Origin of the sequence: Ferribacterium limneticum (assembly GCF_020510585.1) — a bacterium.
GTDB lineage: Bacteria > Pseudomonadota > Gammaproteobacteria > Burkholderiales > Rhodocyclaceae > Azonexus.
This window is the reverse complement of record NZ_CP075190.1, coordinates 1,735,781-1,757,614: the sequence shown is the minus strand read 5'-3', so window position 1 is coordinate 1,757,614 and position 21,834 is coordinate 1,735,781. Positions and strand designations below refer to the sequence as shown.

General features: G+C 59.1%; 25 protein-coding genes. 11 read left to right on the top strand and 14 right to left on the bottom strand.

The window, feature by feature from the left end; translation table 11 throughout:
* Positions 1-222 precede the first annotated feature (222 nt).
* From KI613_RS08590 to KI613_RS08570, 5 genes are all read right to left on the bottom strand, one after another.
* On the bottom strand, positions 223-435 hold the full coding sequence (locus KI613_RS08590) for a heavy-metal-associated domain-containing protein (RefSeq protein WP_226404990.1): 213 nt from the start codon (positions 433-435) through the stop codon (positions 223-225).
* A gap of 70 nt (positions 436-505) precedes the next feature.
* Positions 506-880, bottom strand: coding sequence for a hypothetical protein (locus KI613_RS08585; RefSeq protein WP_226404988.1), 375 nt, complete (start codon positions 878-880; stop codon positions 506-508).
* Between the two features lie 73 nt (positions 881-953).
* Positions 954-1,319 carry a hypothetical protein gene (locus KI613_RS08580; protein WP_226404986.1) on the bottom strand — a complete coding sequence of 122 codons (366 nt, stop codon included), beginning with the start codon at positions 1,317-1,319 and terminating at the stop codon, positions 954-956.
* A 44-nt stretch (positions 1,320-1,363) separates the two neighbouring features.
* Positions 1,364-2,005, bottom strand: coding sequence for a glutathione S-transferase (locus KI613_RS08575; protein ID WP_226404984.1), 642 nt, complete (start codon positions 2,003-2,005; stop codon positions 1,364-1,366).
* Positions 2,006-2,011: 6 nt separating this feature from the next.
* Positions 2,012-2,626, bottom strand: a complete 615-nt coding sequence (locus KI613_RS08570) for a 3'-5' exonuclease (RefSeq protein ID WP_226404983.1) — start codon at positions 2,624-2,626, stop codon at positions 2,012-2,014.
* A gap of 110 nt (positions 2,627-2,736) precedes the next feature.
* Here KI613_RS08570 and KI613_RS08565 point away from each other — a divergent pair, with 110 nt between their 5' ends.
* A complete protein-coding gene (locus KI613_RS08565; protein WP_226404981.1) occupies positions 2,737-3,009 on the top strand; it encodes a hypothetical protein in 273 nt (90 codons plus the stop codon).
* A gap of 524 nt (positions 3,010-3,533) precedes the next feature.
* Here KI613_RS08565 and KI613_RS08560 read toward each other — a convergent pair.
* On the bottom strand, positions 3,534-4,130 hold the full coding sequence (locus tag KI613_RS08560) for a 2OG-Fe(II) oxygenase (protein ID WP_226404979.1): 597 nt from the start codon (positions 4,128-4,130) through the stop codon (positions 3,534-3,536).
* A 1,188-nt stretch (positions 4,131-5,318) separates the two neighbouring features.
* Between KI613_RS08560 and acsA the strand changes: the two genes are divergently transcribed.
* Genes acsA through KI613_RS08545 form a run of 3 tightly spaced genes read left to right on the top strand, consistent with a single transcriptional unit; the run spans position 5,319 to position 7,879 of the window.
* Complete coding sequence (gene acsA / locus KI613_RS08555; protein ID WP_226404977.1) at positions 5,319-7,085, top strand: acetate--CoA ligase; 1,767 nt, start codon at positions 5,319-5,321, stop codon at positions 7,083-7,085.
* Positions 7,082-7,348: an acyl carrier protein gene (locus KI613_RS08550; RefSeq protein WP_226404975.1), complete on the top strand. Its 267-nt coding sequence runs from the start codon at positions 7,082-7,084 to the stop codon at positions 7,346-7,348. Before acsA ends, KI613_RS08550 begins: the two co-directional genes overlap by 4 nt.
* Before the next feature lie 3 nt (positions 7,349-7,351).
* Positions 7,352-7,879 carry a GNAT family N-acetyltransferase gene (locus KI613_RS08545; protein ID WP_226404973.1) on the top strand — a complete coding sequence of 176 codons (528 nt, stop codon included), beginning with the start codon at positions 7,352-7,354 and terminating at the stop codon, positions 7,877-7,879.
* 204 nt (positions 7,880-8,083) lie between these two features.
* Here the strand turns inward: KI613_RS08545 and KI613_RS08540 are convergent, their stop codons facing one another.
* Positions 8,084-8,746, bottom strand: a complete 663-nt coding sequence (locus KI613_RS08540; RefSeq protein WP_226404971.1) for a dihydrofolate reductase family protein — start codon at positions 8,744-8,746, stop codon at positions 8,084-8,086.
* Positions 8,747-8,939: 193 nt separating this feature from the next.
* Here KI613_RS08540 and KI613_RS08535 point away from each other — a divergent pair, with 193 nt between their 5' ends.
* Positions 8,940-9,467, top strand: a complete 528-nt coding sequence (locus KI613_RS08535) for a peroxiredoxin (protein ID WP_226404969.1) — start codon at positions 8,940-8,942, stop codon at positions 9,465-9,467.
* A 534-nt stretch (positions 9,468-10,001) separates the two neighbouring features.
* Entirely contained in the window at positions 10,002-11,477 is a 1,476-nt protein-coding gene (locus tag KI613_RS08530) for a methyl-accepting chemotaxis protein (RefSeq protein WP_226404967.1), read from the top strand.
* A gap of 194 nt (positions 11,478-11,671) precedes the next feature.
* Here KI613_RS08530 and KI613_RS08525 read toward each other — a convergent pair whose 3' ends face one another.
* The 3 genes from KI613_RS08525 to KI613_RS08515 form a co-directional block, all read right to left on the bottom strand.
* Positions 11,672-12,847, bottom strand: a complete 1,176-nt coding sequence (locus KI613_RS08525) for a metallophosphoesterase (protein WP_226404965.1) — start codon at positions 12,845-12,847, stop codon at positions 11,672-11,674.
* A gap of 89 nt (positions 12,848-12,936) precedes the next feature.
* On the bottom strand, positions 12,937-13,239 hold the full coding sequence (locus KI613_RS08520) for a hypothetical protein (protein ID WP_226404964.1): 303 nt from the start codon (positions 13,237-13,239) through the stop codon (positions 12,937-12,939).
* A 247-nt stretch (positions 13,240-13,486) separates the two neighbouring features.
* A complete protein-coding gene (locus KI613_RS08515; protein ID WP_226404962.1) occupies positions 13,487-14,869 on the bottom strand; it encodes a diguanylate cyclase domain-containing protein in 1,383 nt (460 codons plus the stop codon).
* A gap of 45 nt (positions 14,870-14,914) precedes the next feature.
* On the opposite strand from KI613_RS08515, the gene KI613_RS08510 reads away from it, so the two are divergent.
* Positions 14,915-15,130 (top strand): hypothetical protein, encoded by a 216-nt coding sequence (locus tag KI613_RS08510; protein WP_226404960.1) that lies wholly within the window; start codon positions 14,915-14,917, stop codon positions 15,128-15,130.
* A 65-nt stretch (positions 15,131-15,195) separates the two neighbouring features.
* Here the strand turns inward: KI613_RS08510 and KI613_RS08505 are convergent, their stop codons facing one another.
* Together KI613_RS08505 and KI613_RS08500 are read right to left on the bottom strand one after the other, a co-directional pair.
* Complete coding sequence (locus KI613_RS08505) at positions 15,196-16,347, bottom strand: YbdK family carboxylate-amine ligase (protein WP_226404958.1); 1,152 nt, start codon at positions 16,345-16,347, stop codon at positions 15,196-15,198.
* On the bottom strand, positions 16,340-17,554 hold the full coding sequence (locus KI613_RS08500) for a cation:proton antiporter (RefSeq protein WP_226404957.1): 1,215 nt from the start codon (positions 17,552-17,554) through the stop codon (positions 16,340-16,342). The genes KI613_RS08505 and KI613_RS08500 overlap by 8 nt, the downstream gene beginning before the upstream one ends.
* 79 nt (positions 17,555-17,633) lie before the next feature.
* On the opposite strand from KI613_RS08500, the gene KI613_RS08495 reads away from it, so the two are divergent.
* Positions 17,634-18,416, top strand: coding sequence for a gamma-glutamyl-gamma-aminobutyrate hydrolase family protein (locus tag KI613_RS08495; RefSeq protein ID WP_226404956.1), 783 nt, complete (start codon positions 17,634-17,636; stop codon positions 18,414-18,416).
* Positions 18,417-18,554: 138 nt separating this feature from the next.
* Here the strand turns inward: KI613_RS08495 and KI613_RS08490 are convergent, their stop codons facing one another.
* The gene (locus tag KI613_RS08490) at positions 18,555-19,229 is read right to left on the bottom strand and encodes an ABC transporter ATP-binding protein (protein WP_226404955.1); all 675 of its coding nucleotides are present in this window, start codon (positions 19,227-19,229) and stop codon (positions 18,555-18,557) included.
* Here KI613_RS08490 and KI613_RS08485 point away from each other — a divergent pair.
* Positions 19,228-19,830, top strand: coding sequence for an arylesterase (locus KI613_RS08485; protein WP_226404954.1), 603 nt, complete (start codon positions 19,228-19,230; stop codon positions 19,828-19,830). The genes KI613_RS08490 and KI613_RS08485 overlap by 2 nt on opposite strands.
* Positions 19,831-19,834: 4 nt before the next feature.
* Complete coding sequence (gene mnmH / locus KI613_RS08480; RefSeq protein WP_226404953.1) at positions 19,835-20,896, top strand: tRNA 2-selenouridine(34) synthase MnmH; 1,062 nt, start codon at positions 19,835-19,837, stop codon at positions 20,894-20,896.
* Here mnmH and KI613_RS08475 read toward each other — a convergent pair.
* Positions 20,869-21,408: a class I SAM-dependent methyltransferase gene (locus KI613_RS08475; RefSeq protein WP_226404952.1), complete on the bottom strand. Its 540-nt coding sequence runs from the start codon at positions 21,406-21,408 to the stop codon at positions 20,869-20,871. The genes mnmH and KI613_RS08475 overlap by 28 nt on opposite strands.
* On the opposite strand from KI613_RS08475, the gene KI613_RS08470 reads away from it, so the two are divergent.
* Positions 21,407-21,811: an OsmC family protein gene (locus tag KI613_RS08470; RefSeq protein ID WP_226404951.1), complete on the top strand. Its 405-nt coding sequence runs from the start codon at positions 21,407-21,409 to the stop codon at positions 21,809-21,811. The genes KI613_RS08475 and KI613_RS08470 overlap by 2 nt on opposite strands.
* The last annotated feature ends 23 nt before the right edge of the window (positions 21,812-21,834 follow it).

Sequence of the window (21,834 nt, the reverse complement as noted above, 5' to 3'; positions counted from 1 at the left end):
TGTTCTATACCAAAAAGTTGTGGATGAGCAACGGGTCAGGAAGCATGTTGGCAGGCGATTTTCGAAGCGCCTGGCCTCGCCGCTAATCCATGCAGGCAAACTCATCTACTCGCCAAGTTAAATCTTAGTTTTATTGATAACGTAGCCACGCCGAGTGGCCCATTTATCTTGCATGGCAAAATGGCTTCACTGAGGCCCTTGTGTTGGCAAAAACAGATGCTTTCAACCTAAGCATTCAGCTTCAAATCCAGCATCAACGATGGCCTGAGCGATGTCATCAGGACTAACGAATTTGCCGTGCTCGATGCTTGCTTCTCCTTTTTCCAGCGAAATCTCGATGTGGCCGATATTTGGTAGGTCTTGAATCGCATTAGCCAAGGTGCGGACACAGGACTCGTCTTTCAGTCCGGTGATTTTAAAAGTCAAATTTTGCATGGTGCATCCGCCAGTTTTTAGGTTCTGATGACTTCGGGCAACAAGTTCTAAGAGAAGTTCGCCAACTGGGTTAGCGTTTTGGAGAGTCTGGTCGCATATTGATGAGGTGGTGGAATGCCTCATGAACGTCGAACAAGGCTGCATCCCCTCCTCCCTTGTCACTATCGCACTTTGCTTTCAGCGCAGAAATTGAAGCCATAAGCTGCGACGCATTTTTTGAGCGAATCTCATTGGCCAATCTTGCCATTTCGCCAGCCTTGGCACAGGCATCCTGCAGGCGTTCAGGTCCTGGACGAGCATGCCAAACTGGTGCCAGAACAGAATGGAAGGAATCAACGTCCTTCGGGAACTTGTGATGCATGTGGCCGTGTTCATCCGCAAGTACGCTTCCGCCGAGAAAGGCGGCCACAACCAATAGGAGTTTTCTGTTGTTCAATTTATTCATGTCTCTTTGCTCGATTCTTAATCATTCCACCCTGCCAAAAAACGCTCAACATATGCCTTTGGATGCCGCTAATCTAGCCCCCAGACCGACGCTTCAGCCAGAAAACAACCTCTTCAACATCGTCCGCATCAGACAACTGGCTCTCAAATGCTTTACACGAAGCGGCATCAAATAGCACACGCTCTGCAAGCGCCAGGTACTGCACCAGTTCTTCCTGGATATGTACCTGCTTCACAGCGATTCTCAAGGCTAAGCGGCTCGGAATGCAGTACCAGATGTCGTAATAGAGGTCCACAAGCCCAGGACAAGGCACGACCGGCAACAACTCCGCTAGCAATAGTGTGAACTCAGGCTCCTGGCGGTAAGCGATGAGATTTGCTAGCTCGGCTCGTACATCGGGTGACTGGGCAGCTATCCAGGTGACTATTGAATCGGTCATGACGTGAACTGTGTTCCGCTGGGCCGTAAGGATACCAGCGACGCCTAGTACCCTAACGATGGAAATGCCACAGTCGTTTGGCCGGGTAGTTTGAGCATGCGGCGCACAAACAAGGGGCTTGAAAGCCAGTTAGCCAGCCATGCCCGTAGTGCAGGCAGTTGCAACATTTCAAACCAATCTGGCTCTACAGCCGCGAATTGCCGCACGAACGGGAAGAGCGCAAGGTCGGTTGCGCAGGGCTCGCTTCCACCAAGGAAGCTGCTCTGTTTCAGCCGACTGTTTAGCGGCTTGAGAAATGCCGTGAGCGCATTTTCACGATGTCCATCCCTATCTGTCTCGTTGTAACGGTCCGGATATTTGTACCGGTCGAGGTGGTGTTTGAATACGCCGTCGTTCTTGGCCAGCCAGTTCAGGTTTTCTAGCGATTGAGCTGGTTCCCACCAGTTCTTGGTTGCGGCCTGGTTCAGCGCCCAGCGCATGATGTCCCAGCTTTGCTCCAATACGCTGCCATCCGGCAGAAGCATGACGGGAACCGAGCCTTTTGGTGAACGTGCCAGCATCTCCGGAGGTTTGTCTCGTAGCGAACCCTCGTGCGCATCGAAGTCTATGTCAGCGACTAAGAGCGCCATTCTTGCTCGCATGGCGTATGGGCATCGACGGTAGGTGTAGAGCAGTGGTTTTTGCATGCTCAGCTACTGAGACTGTTGATGTTTTGCCAGGACCTGTTCAACCTTTGCCTTGGGAACGTCTTGAATCTTGCGAAGCAATTCATGCGTCACTTGACGAATCCCGTACCTTCTCCGCAACTCATCTGCCAGGTGCGTCAACAGGCTGGCAGCCATCTCAGCATCGGCTAAAGCGCGGTGAGCACGACCTGCTATGGGAAGGTTGGCGAATTCAACGAGGGCACCGAGTTTGTGGCTTGGGGCCAGCGGGAGGAGTCGCCTCGAGAGCAGCAGTGAGCATGCAAATTCCTGCCGTCTGGTGAGATTGATGCGCGCCACCTCCGCATCCCAGAACTTGCAGTCAAATGAGGCATTGTGTGCAACGAGGGGAATATCGCCAACGAAGTCTGACACTTCTCGCATGACGTTGGCCGCCGTTGGCGCCTGGCGAATCATCGCGTTTGAAATTCCAGTGAGAGCTTCAATGAACGAAGGGATGCGTACGCCTGCGTTCATCAAGCTCTGGTAGCGGTCCACGACCTTGCCGTTTTCGAGGATTACGGCCGCTATTTCAGTGGCACGGTCACCCTGCGCGGGGGACAAACCTGTCGTTTCAAAGTCGATTACAGCTACAACGTCCAAAATTCATTCCCCTAGCGGTTCAATTCGCAATTCAATGGTGCGAATTGTCTCATTTGCCAAGGTGCAGAGAACTTGCTTATAGTCATCGCTCCCTACTCAAGGACGTCATCATGTTCTATCTCGCCGCGCTCGTCCCAAGCCATGACAAGCCTGAGCAATACACCTATGGGACTGTCCACACGGAAGCTGATAGCTTCTTGAACGCTGACGACCTACTAAGCGGCCTCGTTAGTGAGGGCAACCACGTCTTTGAGCTTGGGGTAGATGAATTGCCCAGCGGAGCTGAAGACATCCGGGAATGCCTGCTATGCAACCCAGGCCGAGTTTTCGTGAGCATGCTATTCGGCGAGCCAGATTATTTCTGTATCGTCGAGCTACCCTAAGCTGCTCTCGAAATGAGCAAACTCACTATCAAATCCGGTTGCGTTGAAGCAGTGTTCAAGCGTGGCAGGGTGCGCATGAAAGGTGCTGAGCGAACCCTGTCGCTCAAAACTGAGCAACCCACGCCTACGTCCGAAATACCATTGAGAGATGCAGAGTTTGACACTCACCAACAAATGACTCAATTTCAGGATGACGGTGCATCTTCAGGTACCTCGGACGTTGAGTGTCCGTTTTTCCAATCACCGACCGTCCGCATTGGGTCGGGAGTTCGCCTTCGCGGGACTAGCCAGCCAACGGCGGGTGTGAACTCCACTGTGGTCACTCAGGCTGCGGTCCGCGATTGACTGTTGAGGCCGAGTTGTGTGAATTGGCCTTCCGGCGGGTTCCGGGGTACAACACTCGATCGAATGGTTGCTTTCCGGAATCATCGAGTGATGGCAGTAGGCCGGTAGGGTGAGGTCGCCTACATCGGCTGCATGGAAGTGGCAGCCACGCCTACCGGATGAAGTGCGGCATTGCGCAATCAGGTGATATCCCGAACCCGGAACCAGCCCGCGATGCTGCGCCGCTGCTTGCATGCCTTGAGCACGGAGTGTGGGAACGATTCGCTAAGAAAGATGATCATCTTGCCGAAGGTCGGGCTCACGATATCGATGACGGCATCGCCCTCTGGCGCGAATAGCACCAGCGCGCCACCATCACTAAGCTGCCAGTCATCGTTGAGATAGAACACCGTTGACAGGACGCGATTGCGACGTCCACTCAATACGTCGGAATGGCGCGCATAGCCTGCGCCCGCGCCGTAGATAGCGTAGTGGCACTCAAAATCGAACAAGCCGAGATAAAGCACCTCGTTCAGTCCGCTGCGCAGCTTTTCCATCCAAGCCAAGTAGCCGTGATCGATGCAGTCGCCATCGTCCAACCAGCAGATCACGTCGCCGCGTATCGCGTCGAGTTGCTTCCGCTCCGCGTCCCGGCCAATCCGGGCCGGCTGAAACCGTTGCCGCTCATCATCCTTGCAGCGGGAATACAGCTGCACCGATTGGCTCCGTGGCAGCGGCTGGTCGAGGATGACGTACCCGACCTGGGCCAACTGACCGGCAATGGTTTCAATGTTCATCGTGAGGGAATCGCACCTATCTAGGTCGGGGGATGTCGCTATCCGACTCTACACGCTTACGTGCGCTATTGCCTACGCCCACAACAATCCTATTAACGGCTTCGGTTCCGCATTGCAGCCATTCAATATTTCAGGTCTTGGCGAATGTCGGCTTGCGGGCGCTTAAGCCTACTCACCCTACCGGCCACTTCCGGTCCCTCAAAAAGCCGCAAATAGCAGACATTGGCGCTGTCCGTATAATTGTTGGTTGATAAGGAGATCCGAATTGGATAATCTTTATGTCATTAAGAGCCTTGTAAGCGACTCAACCGTGTCCGTATTACTAGCAATGACCCGGATGTTCCTGCGCGTGAATAACTATTAGGCATCTACATGGGCGTCCTCATCGCCGAACTTCTTGCGGTAATCGTCGTGGCCTCGGTGTGGCTGTATCCGACAGTTCAAATTTACAAGAACCCACGATCTTCCGCGCAAGTGCGTTTGCGATGGTCTGCGTTTGCTTTGCTTTGCTTTGCGGCCCGGCCATATTGCTTTCGATTGCGGTTGTATTTCGCGGTAACCCTTCACTAAGCGCTTACGCGAACTCTCATCGTCAAATCGGAAATGCCGTAAATGTTCTGCTTGGGTCGGCCTTCGCTCTTCCATACTTAACGTTAGTCGCATTTCGTATTGTCTGGCGCCTAAAGGACCCAACGGGCACGTCGAAGAAGAAGCCCGGCACGGGCGAGGGTTCGCAAAATGCCTAACCCTGCGTTCGGGGCGACCTGTGCGAAAAGCCGCGCAGGCGCCTCATCTCCACGCTCCTAAACGACCGCTTTCTAATCGCGCTACGTCCGCAAAGGGCACAGAGTGTGAGTTCGCCAAGTAGCGAAGCTGACGTTCGGGGTTGATTTGCACACACCTGCCTGTAACCGGCACATTGCGGCCCGTTTGACCTAGATCGGCCAATGGCCGGATTGGCCGCCGACAAACCGCCAGATGGCCCCTCCCACGGTCAACCGGAAAAAACGGCCAAATTTGAAATGGCGACTTCCCGGATCGCAGTGGTGGCGGGGTAAGCGTGCCGATAGCTGCGTTACTCCCACTCTCGTCTGAACGGGCTACATTTCGCGCCCGTTTGAGCAGCATCATTGCGGATGGCGATGGCGCAGCGCAGAATCGAGCGGCATACCTCCTGCGGAATTCCCGATGAAGCCGGCGCTAATCCGAAAACTGTTTGCTGATGCACACACCGCCGGTGACCAGACCAGCGATACCGCGTTCTCCTGGGCAGGCGTTGGTCGTGAACTTGGCCTCGCGCTAGATGGCCACATCAACATTGCCCAGTTGGCAGTGGACCGCCACGCCCATTCGGCCCATGCCGAGAAAACCGCCTTCCGCTTCCTGGGCGTCAATGCCAGCGCCCGTAACCTAAGCTATCGCGAACTCGCCGAGTTGACTGACCGCTTCGGCAATGCGCTCAAGTCGCTGGGCGTGGAGAAAGGTGATTGCGTATTCGTGCTGTGCGGCCGCATCTGCGAGCTTTACGTCGCCGTCCTCGGCGCGCTCAAGATCGGCGCCGTGGTCTCGCCGCTTTTTCAGTCCTTCGGGCCCGAGCCGATTCGCAGCCGCATCGCCCAGGCGGCCGGCAAGGTGCTGGTCACCACGGCCAGCGCCTATCAGCGCAAAGTCGCAGCACTTCGCCCGGAACTCCCCTCGCTCAAGCACGTTCTGCTGGTCGATGACCTCGGCTCCGGCGTTATTGCGGATACGCTCGACCTGCGCGCCCTGCTCCGCGCCGCCCCCGACACCCCGGCGCTCGTGCCGACCGCCCCTGAAGACCCGGCCCTGCTGCATTTCACCAGCGGCACGACCGGCCTGCCGAAAGGCGCCATCCACGTTCACGACGCCGTCCTGACACACTTCGCCACGGCACGAAGCGCCCTCGATCTGCAGCCGGATGACGTGTTCTGGTGCACGGCCGATCCGGGCTGGGTGACCGGCACCTCGTACGGCATCATCGCGCCATTGGTGCTTGGCGTGACGAGCATCGTCGATGAGGCCGATTTCGACCCGCTGCGCTGGATCGACATTCTCGAAAGCCAGCGGATCAATGTCTGGTACACCGCGCCGACGGCGATCCGGCTGCTCATGAAGGCCGGCCCCGAGCTGTTTGCCGGCCACCGTTTTCCCGACTTGCGCTTCATAGCCAGCGTCGGCGAGGCGCTCAACCCGGAAGCAGTGTGCTGGGGCCAGAAAGCCTTCGGCCGGCCGATCCACGACAACTGGTGGCAGAGCGAAACCGGCGGCATCATAATCGCCAACACCGCCGCGCAGGACATCAAGCCGGGCTCGATGGGGCGCCCCTTGCCGGGCGTTGCTGCCCACGTCGTTCGCCACCAGGCGGGCGAGCCGGTCACGGTGATCGAGACGCCCGACACGGTCGGCGAACTGGCGCTGGAAACCGGCTGGCCATCGATGTTTCGCGGCTATCTGAACCAACCCGAGCGTTACCGCGAGTGTTTTGCCGGCAATCTCTACCTGACCGGCGATCTGGTGCGCCGCGATGCCGACGGCTACTTCTGGTTCGTCGGCCGCAGCGATGATGTGATCAAGTCGTCCGGTCATCTGATCGGTTCGTTCGAGGTCGAGAGCGTATTGATGGAACACCCGGCGGTCGCCGAGGCGGGCGTCATCGGCAAGCCGGATGCGCTGGCCGGCGAGGTGATCAAGGCCTTCGTCGTTCTCAAACAGCACATCGAGCCGAGCGAAGACCTGCGCCTGGAGCTGATGGCCCATGCCCGTCGGCGCCTCGGGGCGGCTGTGGCACCGAAGGAAATTGCGTTAGTGCCGGCGCTGCCACATACTCGCAGCGGAAAAATCATGCGCCGGCTCCTCAAGGCACGGGAACTCGGACTGCCCGAAGGCGACAGTTCGATGCTGGAACAGGCTGAGGCGCAGCGGGAGAAGAAATGAGTCAGCAGCAAGAACAAATCCGCACGGCCGTGCTCGCCATCGTCAAGCGCCTGGCCCCGGAAGTCGATCCGGCCAGGATCATCGCCGACAAGCCCCTGCGCACCCAGATCGATCTGGATTCGATGGACTGGCTCAATGTACTGGCCTCCATCCACGAGAAGCTGGGCGTAGACATTCCGGAATCCGACTACGGCAAGGTCCAGACCCTGGATGGCATCGTCGCCTACCTGGCCGAGAAAATCCCCGCCGATTCTCTGGAGTAAGCCGTGGCCGACTATCCCGCCGAACTCGTCCGCAACCGCTTCCTGTTCGACGGCAGCCCGGTCACCATCCGACCCATCCGCGCCGATGACAAGCCGATGGAACAGGATTTCGTCCACCATCTTTCCGCCGACTCGCGCTACAAGCGCTTCATGTCCACCTTGAACGAACTGCCGCCCGGCAAGCTCAAGTATCTGACCGAGATCGACTACGTCCGCCACCTGGCGCTGGTCGCGATCATCCAGCGCGACGGGCAGGACGTCGAGATCGGCGTGGCGCGCTACGTCGCCAATCCGAACGGCGACGATTGCGAGTTCGCCATCGCCATCGACGATGCCTGGCACGGCAGCGGTGTCGCCGGCATCCTGATGCTGACCTTGATCGACGCCGCCCGGGCGCGCGGCATGAAAAAGATGGAAGCCTTCATCCTTGCCTCCAACGACAAGATGATCAAGTTCGCCCGCCAGCTCGGCTTCGACGTCCGCCGCGACGCCGACGATCCGGGCATGATGCACGCGGTGCGTGCGCTGTAAAAAACACGGTCAGCCGGGCTTGCTACGGTCAACCGGAAAAAACGGCCAAAATTGAAATTTGCTGGCCAGCCAGGTATCCCGATTGAATCCGCAAAAGCCCCGCGCAATGGGTCGCGATGGGCACATAGTGGGTTGCTTATCTGCCCTTGCATGCCAACGAGCCAAGGCCGCTGCCCGTCAAGGACGTCGGCCTTCAGCGAGTGCTTAGGCGTCCGTGCGCCCTTGGCGCCGTAGAACGACATGCGTGGCCTTCTCCGACGCTACGAATTCAACGCATTCGTAGCCCAGAGCCCGCAAGTCAACTCCTGCGAACAGCGACTCTCCCCGGCCAAGCAGGACCGGCGCGATCGCAATGTGCAGTTCATCAATGAGGCCCTCCCGAAGATACTGCTGGATTGTGTTCGGCCCACCGCCGATCCGCACGTCCATTCCGGCCGCGGCCTCGCGTGCACGGCCGAGGGCCTCGCGAATGTCTCCAGTTATGAAGTGGAACGTCGTGCCGCCTTCCATCTCGATGGGGGCACGAGCATGATGGGTCAGGATGAAGACTGGAACGTGATACGGTGGATTGTCTCCCCACCAGCCTTTCCAGTCTGCGTCCGGCCAGTCCCCACGAATGGGTCCGAACATGTTCCTACCAAGAATCCAGGCCCCGACATTCTGAAAGCCACGGGCGGCGAAATCATCGTCAACCCCGGTCGTCCCATCGTCCTTGCCGAACAAGGCACGCTGTAACGTGCGTGTTGGGAATAGCCACTGGTGCAGTTCCGTCCCGCCAACGCCGAGCGGATTGTTGATGTCTTGATTCGGACCTGCTCCGTATCCGTCGAGCGAGATGGTGAAGCCTTCAACGCGAACTCGTGTCATCTTGTGCCTCCGTTTAGACGCTTTGTGATGTCGACAGCAAATCTGCGTGATTTACCGGAATTATGCGAAATATTCTGGCATACAGCTGCAAACATCCTGGGCAAACGCCCTCTTCGGCATTCCTCCTGAATTCTTCACCAACAAATCTGTCCACCGAATATGGTTTCCCAACAGTGAACGGAGGATTGAAGAGATGAACAAGCACTGGCATTGGCTTGTCTGGGCCACCATCTTGCTATCAGGTGCCGCCTATGCCGAGGCGCCTCCTCAGCCGGGTTCAGTAGCACCGGCATTCGTCTTGCCCGACGGGAATGGGAAGTCGAGATCCCTCGCCGAGTGGAGGGGGAAATGGGTCGTGCTCTATTTTTATCCCAAGGACAACACACCGGGCTGTACGACAGAAGCGATCAACTTCCGGGACAACCAGCCGCAGTTTATGGAGTTGAACGCCCAGGTGGTTGGCGTCAGCGTCGATACGGAAAGTTCCCACCGGGACTTTGCCGAGGAAAAGCGCCTTCCATTCCCGCTTCTTTCTGATCAGAGCGGAAAGGTTTCGCAGAGCTTTGGCGCCTATTCCAACTGGGGAGTGATCAAGTTCGCCAAACGCTACACTTTTCTCATTGATCCAGAGGGCATGGTCGCCAAGACATACCTGCAGGTAGATGCGGGAAAGCATGTCGGCGAAGTTATCGCCGACTTAAAATTCCTGGCTGCAAAATAGCCTTGAATGGACGTCGAAGCGCCACTTGACGGCGGATTGGATACGGAATTTGCGGGACTCTTGAACAGCCAATTTGACTGCCTCCCGCCCCGGAAACTTCAAGCATTGCTACGGTTTAACCGGGTTTACAACGTAAAACGTAAAAACAATGCCCAGGTCAGCCCCCCCAATGAGCGGATTTAACTCTGCCTACTATCTAAACCAAAGTCTAATAGGCAGCCTGGACGCGCTTGTCTAACCTCCCGGCAAGCGTTTGAGCCGCTGGCGAGTCACCCTTTTGCTTGTGTTCGGTGTGCCCGGCACGAGATGCCGAAAGAGGTGTTCGGCAAGACGGGGGCAGGCCAGCCTGACCTTGCCTCAGGTTGCAGAGCGGAATTCATCATTTCGGTTAATTCATCAAAGGGGACGGTGTTGGTCGGTAGCAGCAGTGGGGGAATTTTTGGTGAGGGACGGTGGTCGCTTAAGCAGCGGTTTTCCATTGCGATTGGCACGGCGATCCTCGTCGCCCTGGTGACAATGTACGGCGTCCGGCTGATGGGAAAAGCGGCGACCTTTCACTTTCTCGAACGCAATCATATGGAACTGGCGCTGCGCCTCGACGCTGCCCTGAGCCGCGTCGAACAGGCAGCGAGAAACGCTGGCGATACGCATATTGACGCGATTTCCGGGCAACTGAGAGAGGCGCGCCAGCTGGCGGTTCGGGCCGACAACGAGGTCTTCGGTTTTGAGCAGCAATTGCTGCGCTTGCTGGGCTTTGGGCCGCTGATCGACCTGCCGCAAAAGGACGTTGCCGACGTTGATGGCATGCTGGCGATTCTCGCGCCTTTCCCTACCCAAAGCGGCGCCATGCCGGTGGAACTGGCGCAGCAGCTACGCCCGGGAATGGACGCAATGATGGCCAACTCGATGGCCTTCGCCCCGCTGACGGCCGATGCGGCGAACTTCATCAAGATTTCCGTTTTTGCGGTTTCGGCCTTCTGTTCCCTGCTTTTGGTGGCGACCGCCTTTGCCATGCGCCGACGTACCCTGGGCCCGCTGGCCATCGCCATCGAGGCAGCTCAACGGGTCGCCTCGGGCGATCTGACCGGGCAGATGGAAGTGGTCGGGCGCGACGAGGTGGCGGCGCTGATGAACGCGCTGCACAACATGAACGAGAGCCTGTCGCGGCTGGTGAACGATGCCCGGCAGGATTCGAGTCTGATCGCCGAGAGCGCCAGTACGGTCCGCCAGCAGTCGGAAGCGGGTTCCGACAAGGTTCGTTACCAGAGCGATGCGGTCGCCGCCATTTCAAGCACCATCGAAGAGCTGGCGACGAGCATCGCTTCGGTCGCCGATCGGGCCGACGAGGTCCGCCAGCTATCGGACGAGAGTCTGGCGGTAAGCCGCGATGGCTGGCGGAACATGGGGCTGTTCCGCGCCAACATCGAGGAAATTCAGGGTGCAGTTGAAGACATCCGGAAGACGACGGAAGCATTCATGCGCAACACCGGTTCAATTTCCGCCTTGACCCAGCAGGTCAAGGCGATTGCCGAACAGACCAACCTGCTGGCGCTCAACGCGGCAATCGAGGCGGCGCGGGCCGGCGAGTCTGGCCGGGGCTTCGCGGTGGTGGCCGATGAGGTGCGCAAACTGGCCGAACAGTCAGGCCGCTCAGGCGCCGATATTGAAAACCTGACCAAGCTGCTGGCCGACAACTCGCAGTCGGTGGCCAAATCGGTCGATCGCGGCGTCAATACCTTGCAGCACAGCCAGGAAAACATGGCCAATACGCTTTCCGCCCTGCAAACGACCATCGCACGCGTCGAGGCGGCGAGTCTGGGCGTCGACGAGATCAGCCTGTCGGTGAAGGAACAGGCTGCAGCCAGCAACGACATTGCGCGCAACATGGAAGAAATCACCTCCGGCCTCGAAGCGACCTCGGCCAGTCTGGCGGTCAGCCTGAATGCTTCGCGCGGGCTGAATCAGTTGGCTGAGCGACTCAAGATGTCGGTGGGGTCGTTCAAGGTCTAACTGGCTGGCCGCGCAAAGTGTACTTCATGGGTTTTGTCCTAGCGTGCCTTGCCCTGCGCCTTGCGGCTGAGCTCAAACGTACCTGAACATTGGTTTTCCAAGCTGGCTATGGCAGCAATGGCCGCTCTCAAGATTTAAAGGCGGGCGTAATGCAAAACGAAAGCGGTTTACGCTTCCGTTTCCAATTTGTTCAGTTATGCGGAGATCAGGCGCAGCAAGGTAATTTCAGACGGAGCACCGAAGCGTTTGGGTGGTCCCCAGTAGCCGGTGCCTCGACTGATATAGACCGTCAGCTGACCGAGCCGCCTCAAGCCAGCGGTAAAGGGTTGCTGCAACCGCACGAAGTGGTTCCATGGCCAGAATTGTCCACCATGGGTGTGGCCGGAAAGCTGCAAGTCGAAGCCGGCGGCCTCGGCGGCGCTAGCCGATCGGGGCTGGTGAGCGAGGAGGATGCGCAGCAGATCGGGCGGACTGCCGGCCAGCGCAGCATCCGGATCGCTGGTCTGGGCGACATCGAAGGCAGCGGCCGAAAAATCGCTCACCCCGGCCAATACGAATTGGGCGCCGCAGTGGGTGATAACGACGTGGCGGTTGTCCAAACCACGCAGTCCAATACGCTCGAACTCACGCATCCAGGCTGCGGCGCCGGAGTAGTACTCGTGGTTGCCACTCACCACGTAACTGCCATGCCGGTTACGCAGTCCGCCAAGCGGCGCGGTATGGGCCCGCAACTGCTCGACACTGCCATCGACCACGTCACCGGTAATGGCGACCAGATCAGCATCGAGCAGATTGACCCGGTCGACAATGGCCTGGACGTATGCGCGCTTGATCGTCGGCCCGACATGGATGTCGCTGAGCTGGACGATGGTAAATCCCTCAAGCTCCTTCGGCAGCTTGGCCAGCGGAATATCCACTCGCACAACACGAGCCACTCGGCGCGCATTGATGTAGCCAACCAGCGTAAACAGGCTGGCCAGGACCAGCACGGCAATGGCCGTCGGCTTGCTCAGGGATGGCGCGTCGGCAAGCAGAAGAACGACGTCGCGGAGCACGGTTAACACCAGCACCGAGGAAAACAGCCCCATCGCCAAGCTACCCAGCCAGCCAAGCCGGTCGGCCAGCGCCTGGCGGACAACTACGAAGCGTGCCAGCAGGCCAAGCGGCACCAAACAGGTTGAAATCGCCAGTCCGCTGATCGCCAGGACCAAGCCAGCAGTGCTGAGATCGAGGGCGGGCAGCAGACGCCAGCCGATATAGGCATGCAGGCCGCCGATGATCGGCAGAATACGCCAGAGGGCGCGGCGCAAGCGGCCCGGCAGGGTCTGATGGCTGGTCGACGGTCGATGCACTGCTTGGGTCATGGACATTAGGGTACTTTCGCTTTTGATCAGGTTCCTCGGCATGGCTCGAAGAACCGCAGTTGCCCTTTGGCTAATCGGCAAGCCAATAATTCGACTCAGCTACCAGACGACGGACTGACTTTTTCTGCCACCTTGTGTAAGGCGTGACCAGTAGCTTCGGCCCCACGCCTGATGCCTCTACCCGCGGCGGATAGCCCGACTTCAATTCCATGACGGGTTGCCTCCGCACCGCGTTTCACTCCGTGGCCAGCAGCCTCAACGCCACGCTTAATGCCGTGGGCTGTCGCCTCGGCACCGTGTTCGACGGCAGATTGAGTTTTATCGATTAAGCCGTCATCGGAGAGCGCAAGACCAACCATGCAGAAGCAGCAGACAACGGCGGCAAGTAAATGCTTCATGCCAAATTTCCTTTCGTTGATACCTGGTTAATAGATACCATCCGAGAACTTGAAGTTCTGTAGCAATAAGTAACTCATTGTTGCAAAGCGACCATCTCAAGGTCGGCCAGAACGGTCATGCATCTATCCGCATCAACTATTCAACGTTGGAAATGAAGGCGAATTAGCTTTGACGCTGCGGATTTCCTCGGCTCTGAAGTGCTCGCCTGACTCAGCGGATACAGCCATCAAAACTCTGCGGGCCTCGTCAATGAGGCGAGAGCTTGCCTGGCGTCGCAGCCTGGGCAAAGAAGCAGAATTTCCCGCCGCCGCTACGCTTGGCTTCATACATTGCGACGTCGGCGTTGTGAATCAGCTTTTCTATCGAATCTCCGTCGTCAGGAAAGATGCTAATGCCTATGCTGGGCAAAACCGTCACCTTGCGCTTGCCCAGCGCAAACGGTTGGCTCAGCGCTTCAAGACATTTCGTCGCGGCCCGGGTGGCATCCTGAAATCCGCCAATTTCGCTGAGGACGGCAACGAATTCATCGCCGCCAAGCCGACCGACCAGATCTTCGGCCCGCAAGCTGCGGGCTATGCGCTGCGCCGCTTCCTGGAGGACGCGATCCCCTGCCTTGTGCCCATAGGTATCGTTGACTGCCTTGAAACGATCCAGGTCGAGAAACATGACCGCGACCTTCCCGTGCTGGCGGCGGGCACTGTTCGTCACATGTTCGGCAAATTCCTGCAGGAGCGCCCGGTTAGGCAAACCGGTCAATAAGTCATGGCTGGCCACATAATCGAGATGCTCTGCCTCCTCCTTGACACTGGTCACGTCAAGATGGGTCACGACGAACCTGAGGCCGCTTCCCGCATCGTCGGACAAGGCCATCCAGCGGGCATTGATCCAGCGATATCCACCATCCTTGTGCGCCAGCCGGTACTCGATTTCGAAATCGGCGGAACGCTGCTTGCCTGATCTTGCCACCTGCTGCAGCACAAATTCCCTGTCGTCCGGGTGCAGGCGATTTTTCCACTCCTCGATACGGTTGGGCAATTCGGTGTCGGCATAACCCAGCTGCTTTTTCCATTCCGGCGAAAAATAGACCGTGTCGTTCGCCAGCTGCCATTCCCAGAACCCCAGCATGGCCATCTCGCTCGCCGTCCGAAAACGCTCCAGGGCTTCACGCAGTCGTCGCTCGACCTGTTTCCGTCGCGAAATGTCGGCCGAGATGATCACGGCGCCATCGGCCGTCGGAAAAATTCGCGTCTCGAACCAGCAAGAATGAACCTTGCTGAAGTATTCGAAGCGGTCTGGCGCCTTGCCCCGGGAAGTCCGCAACAGGCTCTCCTGGACCATGCGGCCGACTTCTCCAGGAAAGATGGCGGTCAAATCCCGGCCGATCAACTCGTCCTTTGGGCGTTTTCCCCGTTGCGGCCCCAGTCGGTTCAAGTAGGTAATCCGGCCGCTGCCGGAAACGTTCACGACCACATCGCCAACACTCTCCAGCACCCCTTCCAGCCTGGATTTCTCGGCTTCTGCCTGGCGTCGCAAGAGGTGCTCACGGCGCGCCGGCTCGGCCTGCGGCGCTGGCCCGGCCGGAGCGCTGTTCGATGCGCGGGCATCAGCGCTGGCGCCGTTGGACAACACGCCATTCGCCTGTCGCAGGCACCTTTTCAGGAAAGAGTTTTTCTTTTGGCACAGGATCAATTCGTTCTTCAAACGCTGGTAGTCATCAAGCTCCGGCGCCAGCAAATACTCACGCCAGGCTTTTCTGAACAAGACGCCATCCAGCTTGCCGGTTTGCTTTGTATCCAGCCGCTCAAAAAACGTGGCAAAGCCTGCCAACGCCTTGGTATCAGCCTTTGTGACATAGCCCCGGTCAGCCGAATCAAGAATTTTGAATACTGAATTCGCGCTTCCGGAATTGGTACTTTGTTTTGGCATTGCCCTATTCTCGAAAGTTGCTGAATTCCTTAGCTGAGCGGCTCAAGGCGCCCGGCCCACAGTTCGCTGGATTGACGTACCACTTCCTCCAGTGCGCCTTCGCTGGCATAGCTCGCGCGTATCTCGCTGGCCCCGTTCCGCGATTGCAGAACCTCGGTACGCAGCAGATTGAGTGCTTCGGTTGCCCCCAGATCGTAGGCATGTACCTCGATGACCGCCATGGTGCGAATGATGTCATCGCCAATATTGCGTTGCTCGGCGGAGCCGGGAATGACCAGCGTGCCGTCGTATCCGAAGCGGCAGGCTTGAAACCGGTTGAAGGTGTAAACCAGATAGTCGTCTTCGCGCGGCTCGGTCGGCCTTTCTTCGAGCAGGTAGCGCGCCAGGGCCTGGGCATAGGCCGCGATCTGCGCGGCCCGCTCGACTGTCCGTGGGGTGTCCATGACGCGCAATTCAATGGTGCCAAATTCGGGTTTTGGCCGGATGTCCCAGTAAAAATCCTTCATGCTCTTGACGACACCGGTAGCGATCATCTTGCGGTAATAGGTATTGAAGTCATCCCAGCTCAAGACGAAAGGCGCCCTGCCACTCAGCGGGAAGGCAAAGACCGAATTCAGCCGGGCCGACTGGAATCCGGTGTCGATTCCCTGGACGAAAGGCGAAGAGGCCGACAGCGCGATGAGATGGGGAATGTAGCGATTAAAGGCATGCAGCAGCCAGAGCGCGCGATCCGGACAGGCGCAGCCGATATGGACATGCTGGCCGAAGATGGTGAATTGCTTGGCCAGATAACCGTAGAGTTGCGACAAAAGATGGAAGCGCGGCGCATCGAAAATGGCCTGTTTGCCCCAGTGTTGAAAGGGGTGGGTACCGCCGCCCGACAGCCCGATACCGAGGCGGTCGGCCTGATGGACCAACTCGTTGCGAATGCTGCGCAACTGGGTCAAAGCATCCTTGTAGTCGCGACAGATGTCGGTTGATAACTCGATCATCGAATCCGTAATCTCCGGTTTGACATCGCCGGGATGTACGCGCCCCTTCATTTCACGCAGCAGGTCGGGGGCGGCACCGATCAGGTTGTAGTCCTGGCCGCCGATAATCTGCAATTCCAGTTCGATGCCGAGGGTCAGCGCGTCCGATTTCGAAAACTCGGGCAGTTCGTTTTCGATCTCGTTATTCACGACGTTCTCCGCTCCATTTGAGGCAAAGCGCCACGATGATCGGGCCGGCCAGCTCCATGATTGCCGCGGCGCTCATGGCAACCGGCATCAAGGTGCCCTGCAACTGGGGATACAACTGCCCGAGATCGGCCGCAGCAACCATGACCGGCCCGGCCGCCGGCGACAGGGCGATGCCGAGCAACAGCCCCTGGCGCCAGCTGATGCCGGCCGGGCGAGCAAACAGCAGGACGCCGCCAAGCTTGGCCAGGATACGCCCACCGATCAACAACAGGGCCAGCGCGCCACCGGTCACCAGATGCTCAATCCTGATCTGAATCCCGACGACCAGAAACAGCAGCACGACCAGCACCCCGCCGACCGAGCCGAAATGCTCCGGAAACACCCAGGCGCGGCGTTCGTCATTGCGCAACACGATGCCGGCAAAGAGCATGCAAAGGGTTACCGGCAAGCGCAAGGCTTCGATCAGGCCGATGGTCATCAGCACCAGGCTCAACAGGATGATCGAGGCGTATTCGTCACGCAGGGTCAGCCAGTGCCGCAGGCGGCCGACGGTCATGGCCAGCAGCTTGCCGACGACCAGGCCGGCACCGAGGAGATACAGGGGATGCGAAATCGCCAGCACCCAGTCACCGCTGTAACGCTGGTGCATTACCCCGATGACCAGATGGACCGTCACGACCGAATAAATCGTATTCAATGCCGTCAGTACGAGCAGCCGGGTACTCACCTGGCCCTGCGCGTTGCTCTCCGTGACGACCCGCATGATGACGGCAGGCGACGTGGACATGCCGATCGCAGCAAGTAGCGCGGAATCGACCTGGGCCAGACCAAGATAGCGGCTGATCGCAAAAACGGCGCCAAAAGCGGCAAGCGACTCGCCGAGGCTGGTCACCAGCAGCCATCGATTGTGCCGTAGCCAACGCAGGTCGACGCGGCTACCCAGTTCAAAAAGCAGGATAGCGAGTGCCACGTTGAGCCCCCAACGTAGCCATTCGTCGTGTTCGGCGACCAGACGGTCACCGGCAACGGCGGCCGCCAGCATGCCGACCACCGGGTAAGCGGTAATGCGCGGAATGCCGAAATACCGGCGTACCCACTCGCCGGCCAGCGCCGCAGCCGCAACGGCCAAGGCAATCCACAGTAAGGGGCTCAGCGGGAGAGGCCAGGCCGGCAGGAAGAAAGCGAGAGGCTTATCGATTGAATCCATATTGAACGCATCCTGACCCGGTCTCGTCTACTCGCTGGAGAGCCAAACACGCTGCGCCAGTTCGAGCGAGGAGGACGGCATGAAACGCACACTGAAAATCGGCATATCCGCACGTTTGTCATATCCCAGGCCAGATGGCAAGGGAATGGAGAGCAAGACGCTCCAGTACCTGGAGCAATCCGTGGCGCAGTGGATCATGGCGCGCGGTGTCGTGGTTTTCATGGTTCCCTCCATTACACAAGATGGAATGCTCGATCGAAGTGCCGTTCGCCTGAGCGCTTATGCCCAGCATCTCGATGGGCTTGTCTTGCAGGGTGGTGCCGATGTCAATCCAATGGCTTACGGTGAGCCGGCGATACGTCCGGAATGGGCCGGTGATCGAATCAGGGACATGTATGAGATGGAATTACTGCACGAGTTCCTTGAAAGTCGAAAACCCGTTCTGGGAATTTGCCGAGGTGCCCAGCTGATCAATGTAGCCATGGGCGGATCACTCTACCAGGATATCGCGTCGCAAATTCCCGGCCCCACGCAGCACCTCGCCGAGAGTTACGACCAGCACACCCACGACATTGTTCTGGAACCAGGCGGCCTTCTGGAAAAGCTCATGGGAACCATGCCTCAGCGGAAAGTCATCTCCATCCACCACCAGGGCATTCGCACCCTTGGCCGCGACCTGGCCGTTGAGGCGCGCGCCACTGGCGACGACATGATCGAAGCGATTCGCGGGACGGGACGAAGTTTTTTGCTCGGTCTCCAATGGCATCCCGAATTTCGCCGTCCCAGCGACGAGGATGTCCTCGACTGCCTCCCGCTCCTTGAGAGTTTTCTTGAGGCCAGCCGTTCAGGTCACTGGATCTAGCACCAACATCGGAACGCCACTCACCTTGCGGCAGATTGGCGCCTCGTTTTCCACCTGCGTGATTTCAAAGCATCAGAAGCTGCGGCTTTGACAAGATTGCTACGGTCAACCAGAAAAAACGGCCAAAAATGAAATGCGCTAGCCAGCCAGCCGCCCCGACTGAATGCGCAGCACGCGCCCACAGCGGGCGGCGATGGCTTCGTCGTGGGTGACGAGCAGCAAGGTCGTACCCTGCCTGGCGTTGAGGTCGAACATCAGGTCGATGACCTGCTGGCCGGTGGCTGCATCGAGGTTGCCGGTCGGCTCGTCGGCCAGGACCAGTTGCGGATTCGGGGCGAAAGCGCGGGCCAGGGCGACGCGTTGCTGCTCGCCGCCGGACAGGTGTTTCGGATAATGCTTGAGGCGGTGGCTCAGACCGACGCGCTCCAGCCAATCGCCGGCGGCAACGCTCGACTTGCTGGAACCGGCCAGTTCCAGCGGCAGCATGACGTTCTCCAGCGCATTGAGCGAGGGCAGCAACTGGAAGGACTGGAAGACGAAGCCGAGCAGGCGGCCGCGCAGCCTGGCGCGCTGGTCTTCATCGAGCGAATTGAGCGAAACATCATCGAGCCGCACTTCACCGGCCGTCGGCGAATCGAGTCCGGCAAGCAGCCCGAGCAGCGTCGATTTGCCGGAACCGGAGGCGCCGACAATGGCCACCGTTTCACCCGGCATGACCGAAAAGGAAATATCCTGCAGAATCGTCAGCGGCTCGCCGCCGTTATCGACGGTCTTGCCCAGCCCCGACACTTCAATCACCGGTTTCCCTGCCATGCGCTTCGCTCTCTTCCTGTTCGCCCTGCTCGTCACCACCACGCCCGCCCTCGCCGCCAAGACCATCCTGGTCATGGGCGACTCGCTGTCGGCCGGCTACGGCATCCGGCCCGATCAGGCCTGGCCGTCGCTGCTCGACAAGCGTCTGGCCGAAAAGCACCTGGATTATAGCGTTGCCAACCTGTCGATCTCCGGCGAAACCACGGCCGGCGGACGCTCGCGCCTGGCGCAGGCGTTGATTACCCACAAGCCGGCCATCGTCGTCATCGCCCTTGGCGCCAACGACGGCCTGCGCGGCCTGCCACTCACCCAGATGCGCGACAACCTCAACGCCATGGTCGACGCCTCGCGCGCCGTCGGCGCCAAAGTGGTTCTCACCGGCATGCGCCTGCCGCCCAACTACGGGCCGTACGCGACCGATTTTTTCGGCAGTTTCAAAAGCGTCGCCCAGGCCAAGAAAGCGCCGCTAGTCGACTTTCTGCTTGAACCGCTCAACACCAAACCCCAGCTTTTCCAGGCCGACAACCTCCACCCGCTGGCCGCTGCCCAGCCGCTGATCCTCGACCACGTCTGGCCGACGCTGGCCCCGCTGTTAAAATAGCTGGATGAAGCCTGCCCGCCCCACCGTAGCCGATCTCGCGGCCTACGACGAAATCATCGACGTCCGTACCCCGGCCGAATTTGCCGAAGACCACATCCCCGGCGCCATCAACTGCCCGGTGCTCGACAACGAGCAGCGCATCCAGGTCGGCACGATCTACAAGCAGGTGTCGCCTTTCGAGGCAAAGAAGATCGGCGCGGCGCTGGTTTCGGAAAACATCGCCAAACACCTAAAAGAACGTTTCCTTGATCGCCCGAAAACCTGGAAGCCGCTGATCTACTGCTGGCGTGGTGGCGACCGCAGCGGTTCGATGACGACCATTTTCAAGGCCATTGGCTGGCGGGCCGGACAACTCGATGGCGGCTACAAGGCCTGGCGCAGCCATGTCATCGCCACGCTTGAAGCCTTGCCGCAGCAATTCCGGTTTACTGTCGTCTGCGGCGCTACCGGAAATGCCAAAACGCGTATCCTGCAAGCGATTGGCGAGCTCGGCGAACAGATTCTCGATCTCGAAAACCTGGCCAATCACAAGGGCTCGGTGCTCGGCGTCCTGCCCGACTCGCCGCAGCCTTCACAAAAAGGCTTTGAAACTGCGCTGATGCTGGCCATGGCCGCGCTTGATCCGGCCCGCCCGGTCTATGTCGAGGCGGAAAGCCGCAAAATCGGCAACCTGCACGTGCCGGAAGCGATGATCGCCCGCATCCGCAACGGCGAATGCGTCGCCGTCGAGGCCACGCTCGATGCCCGCGTCGCCTTCCTGCTCAAGGATTACGACTACTTTCTGACCCTCCCCGAGTTTCTCGGTGAGCGCCTCGATGTCCTGCGTTCGCTGCAAAGCCGCGAAACGATGGCGCGCTGGCAACAACTGATTGTCGATGCCGACTGGCCGACGCTGGTCCGCGAGCTGCTCGAACTGCATTACGACCCGCTCTACCGGCGCTCGCAGGATCACAACTATGCCGGCATTCAGGATTCCGGCAATTTCTCGACTGACGATTTGTCCGAGGACGGCATCAAACGGCTGGCCGCCGCCATCGTTCACTCACGCACTGCACAGATCGCCTGACGCATGGCCGGCTTCGGGCTGGCGGTGTAGCCTTCCTCGAAGGCTATTTCACGCAGGCCGGCGGCTTGCGCAACTTCCCGCAACTCGCCAGGCCGGAGCAGAAAAGCCGGGCTCGACGGCTTGCCGTAAGCCTCGTTGCCAAGCATGAAAGTCTCGTAGATCAGCACGCCGCCGGGTGCCAGCAGGGCCAGCACATCGGGCAGGCGCGGCCGCCACAGGTAATTGGTGACGACGATGGCGTCGAATGCCCGGCCGGCCAGCGGCCACTCGTCGCCTTCCAGATCGAGCTGCGTCGCGGTGACTCCCGGCACATCCGACAATTTCAAAATTGCCTCAAAATTCCGGTCGACCGCAGCAACGTCAAATCCCAGCCCGGCCAGCAGTCGGGCGTGGCGCCCACTGCCGCAACCCAGATCAAGTACCCGCCCGCCCTGCGCTATCAGCCCGCAATGCGCTGCCACCCAGGGCGATGGCGGTATGATTTGCGGCAATTCATTGCGGGAGTTGGTCATGTCAGGTGTTGTCGTCGAAGAAAATGGAAAGGGAAGATACCAGCAGGCAGTCACCGTCGGCCAGCATCACTTGATCGCCGACGAGCCGGTCAGCGTTGGCGGTGCCGATGCCGGCCCGGCGCCCTTCGATTTCATCATGGCCGGGCTGGGCGCCTGCACCTCGATGACGCTGCGCATGTACGCCGAACGCAAGGGCCTCGCCCTGACCCACATCAGCGTCGCGCTGAGCCATGAAAAAATCGAGGTCGACGGCGTTTCCCGTGACCGCATAGAGCGCACCATCACCCTCGCCGGCGAACTCACCACCGAACAGCGCCAGCGCCTGCTCGAGATCGCCAACAAATGCCCGACACACCGCGCCCTGTCACAATCACTGGTCATTGAAAGTGCCCTCGCCACATAGGGAATAACCCTATAAGCCCAATG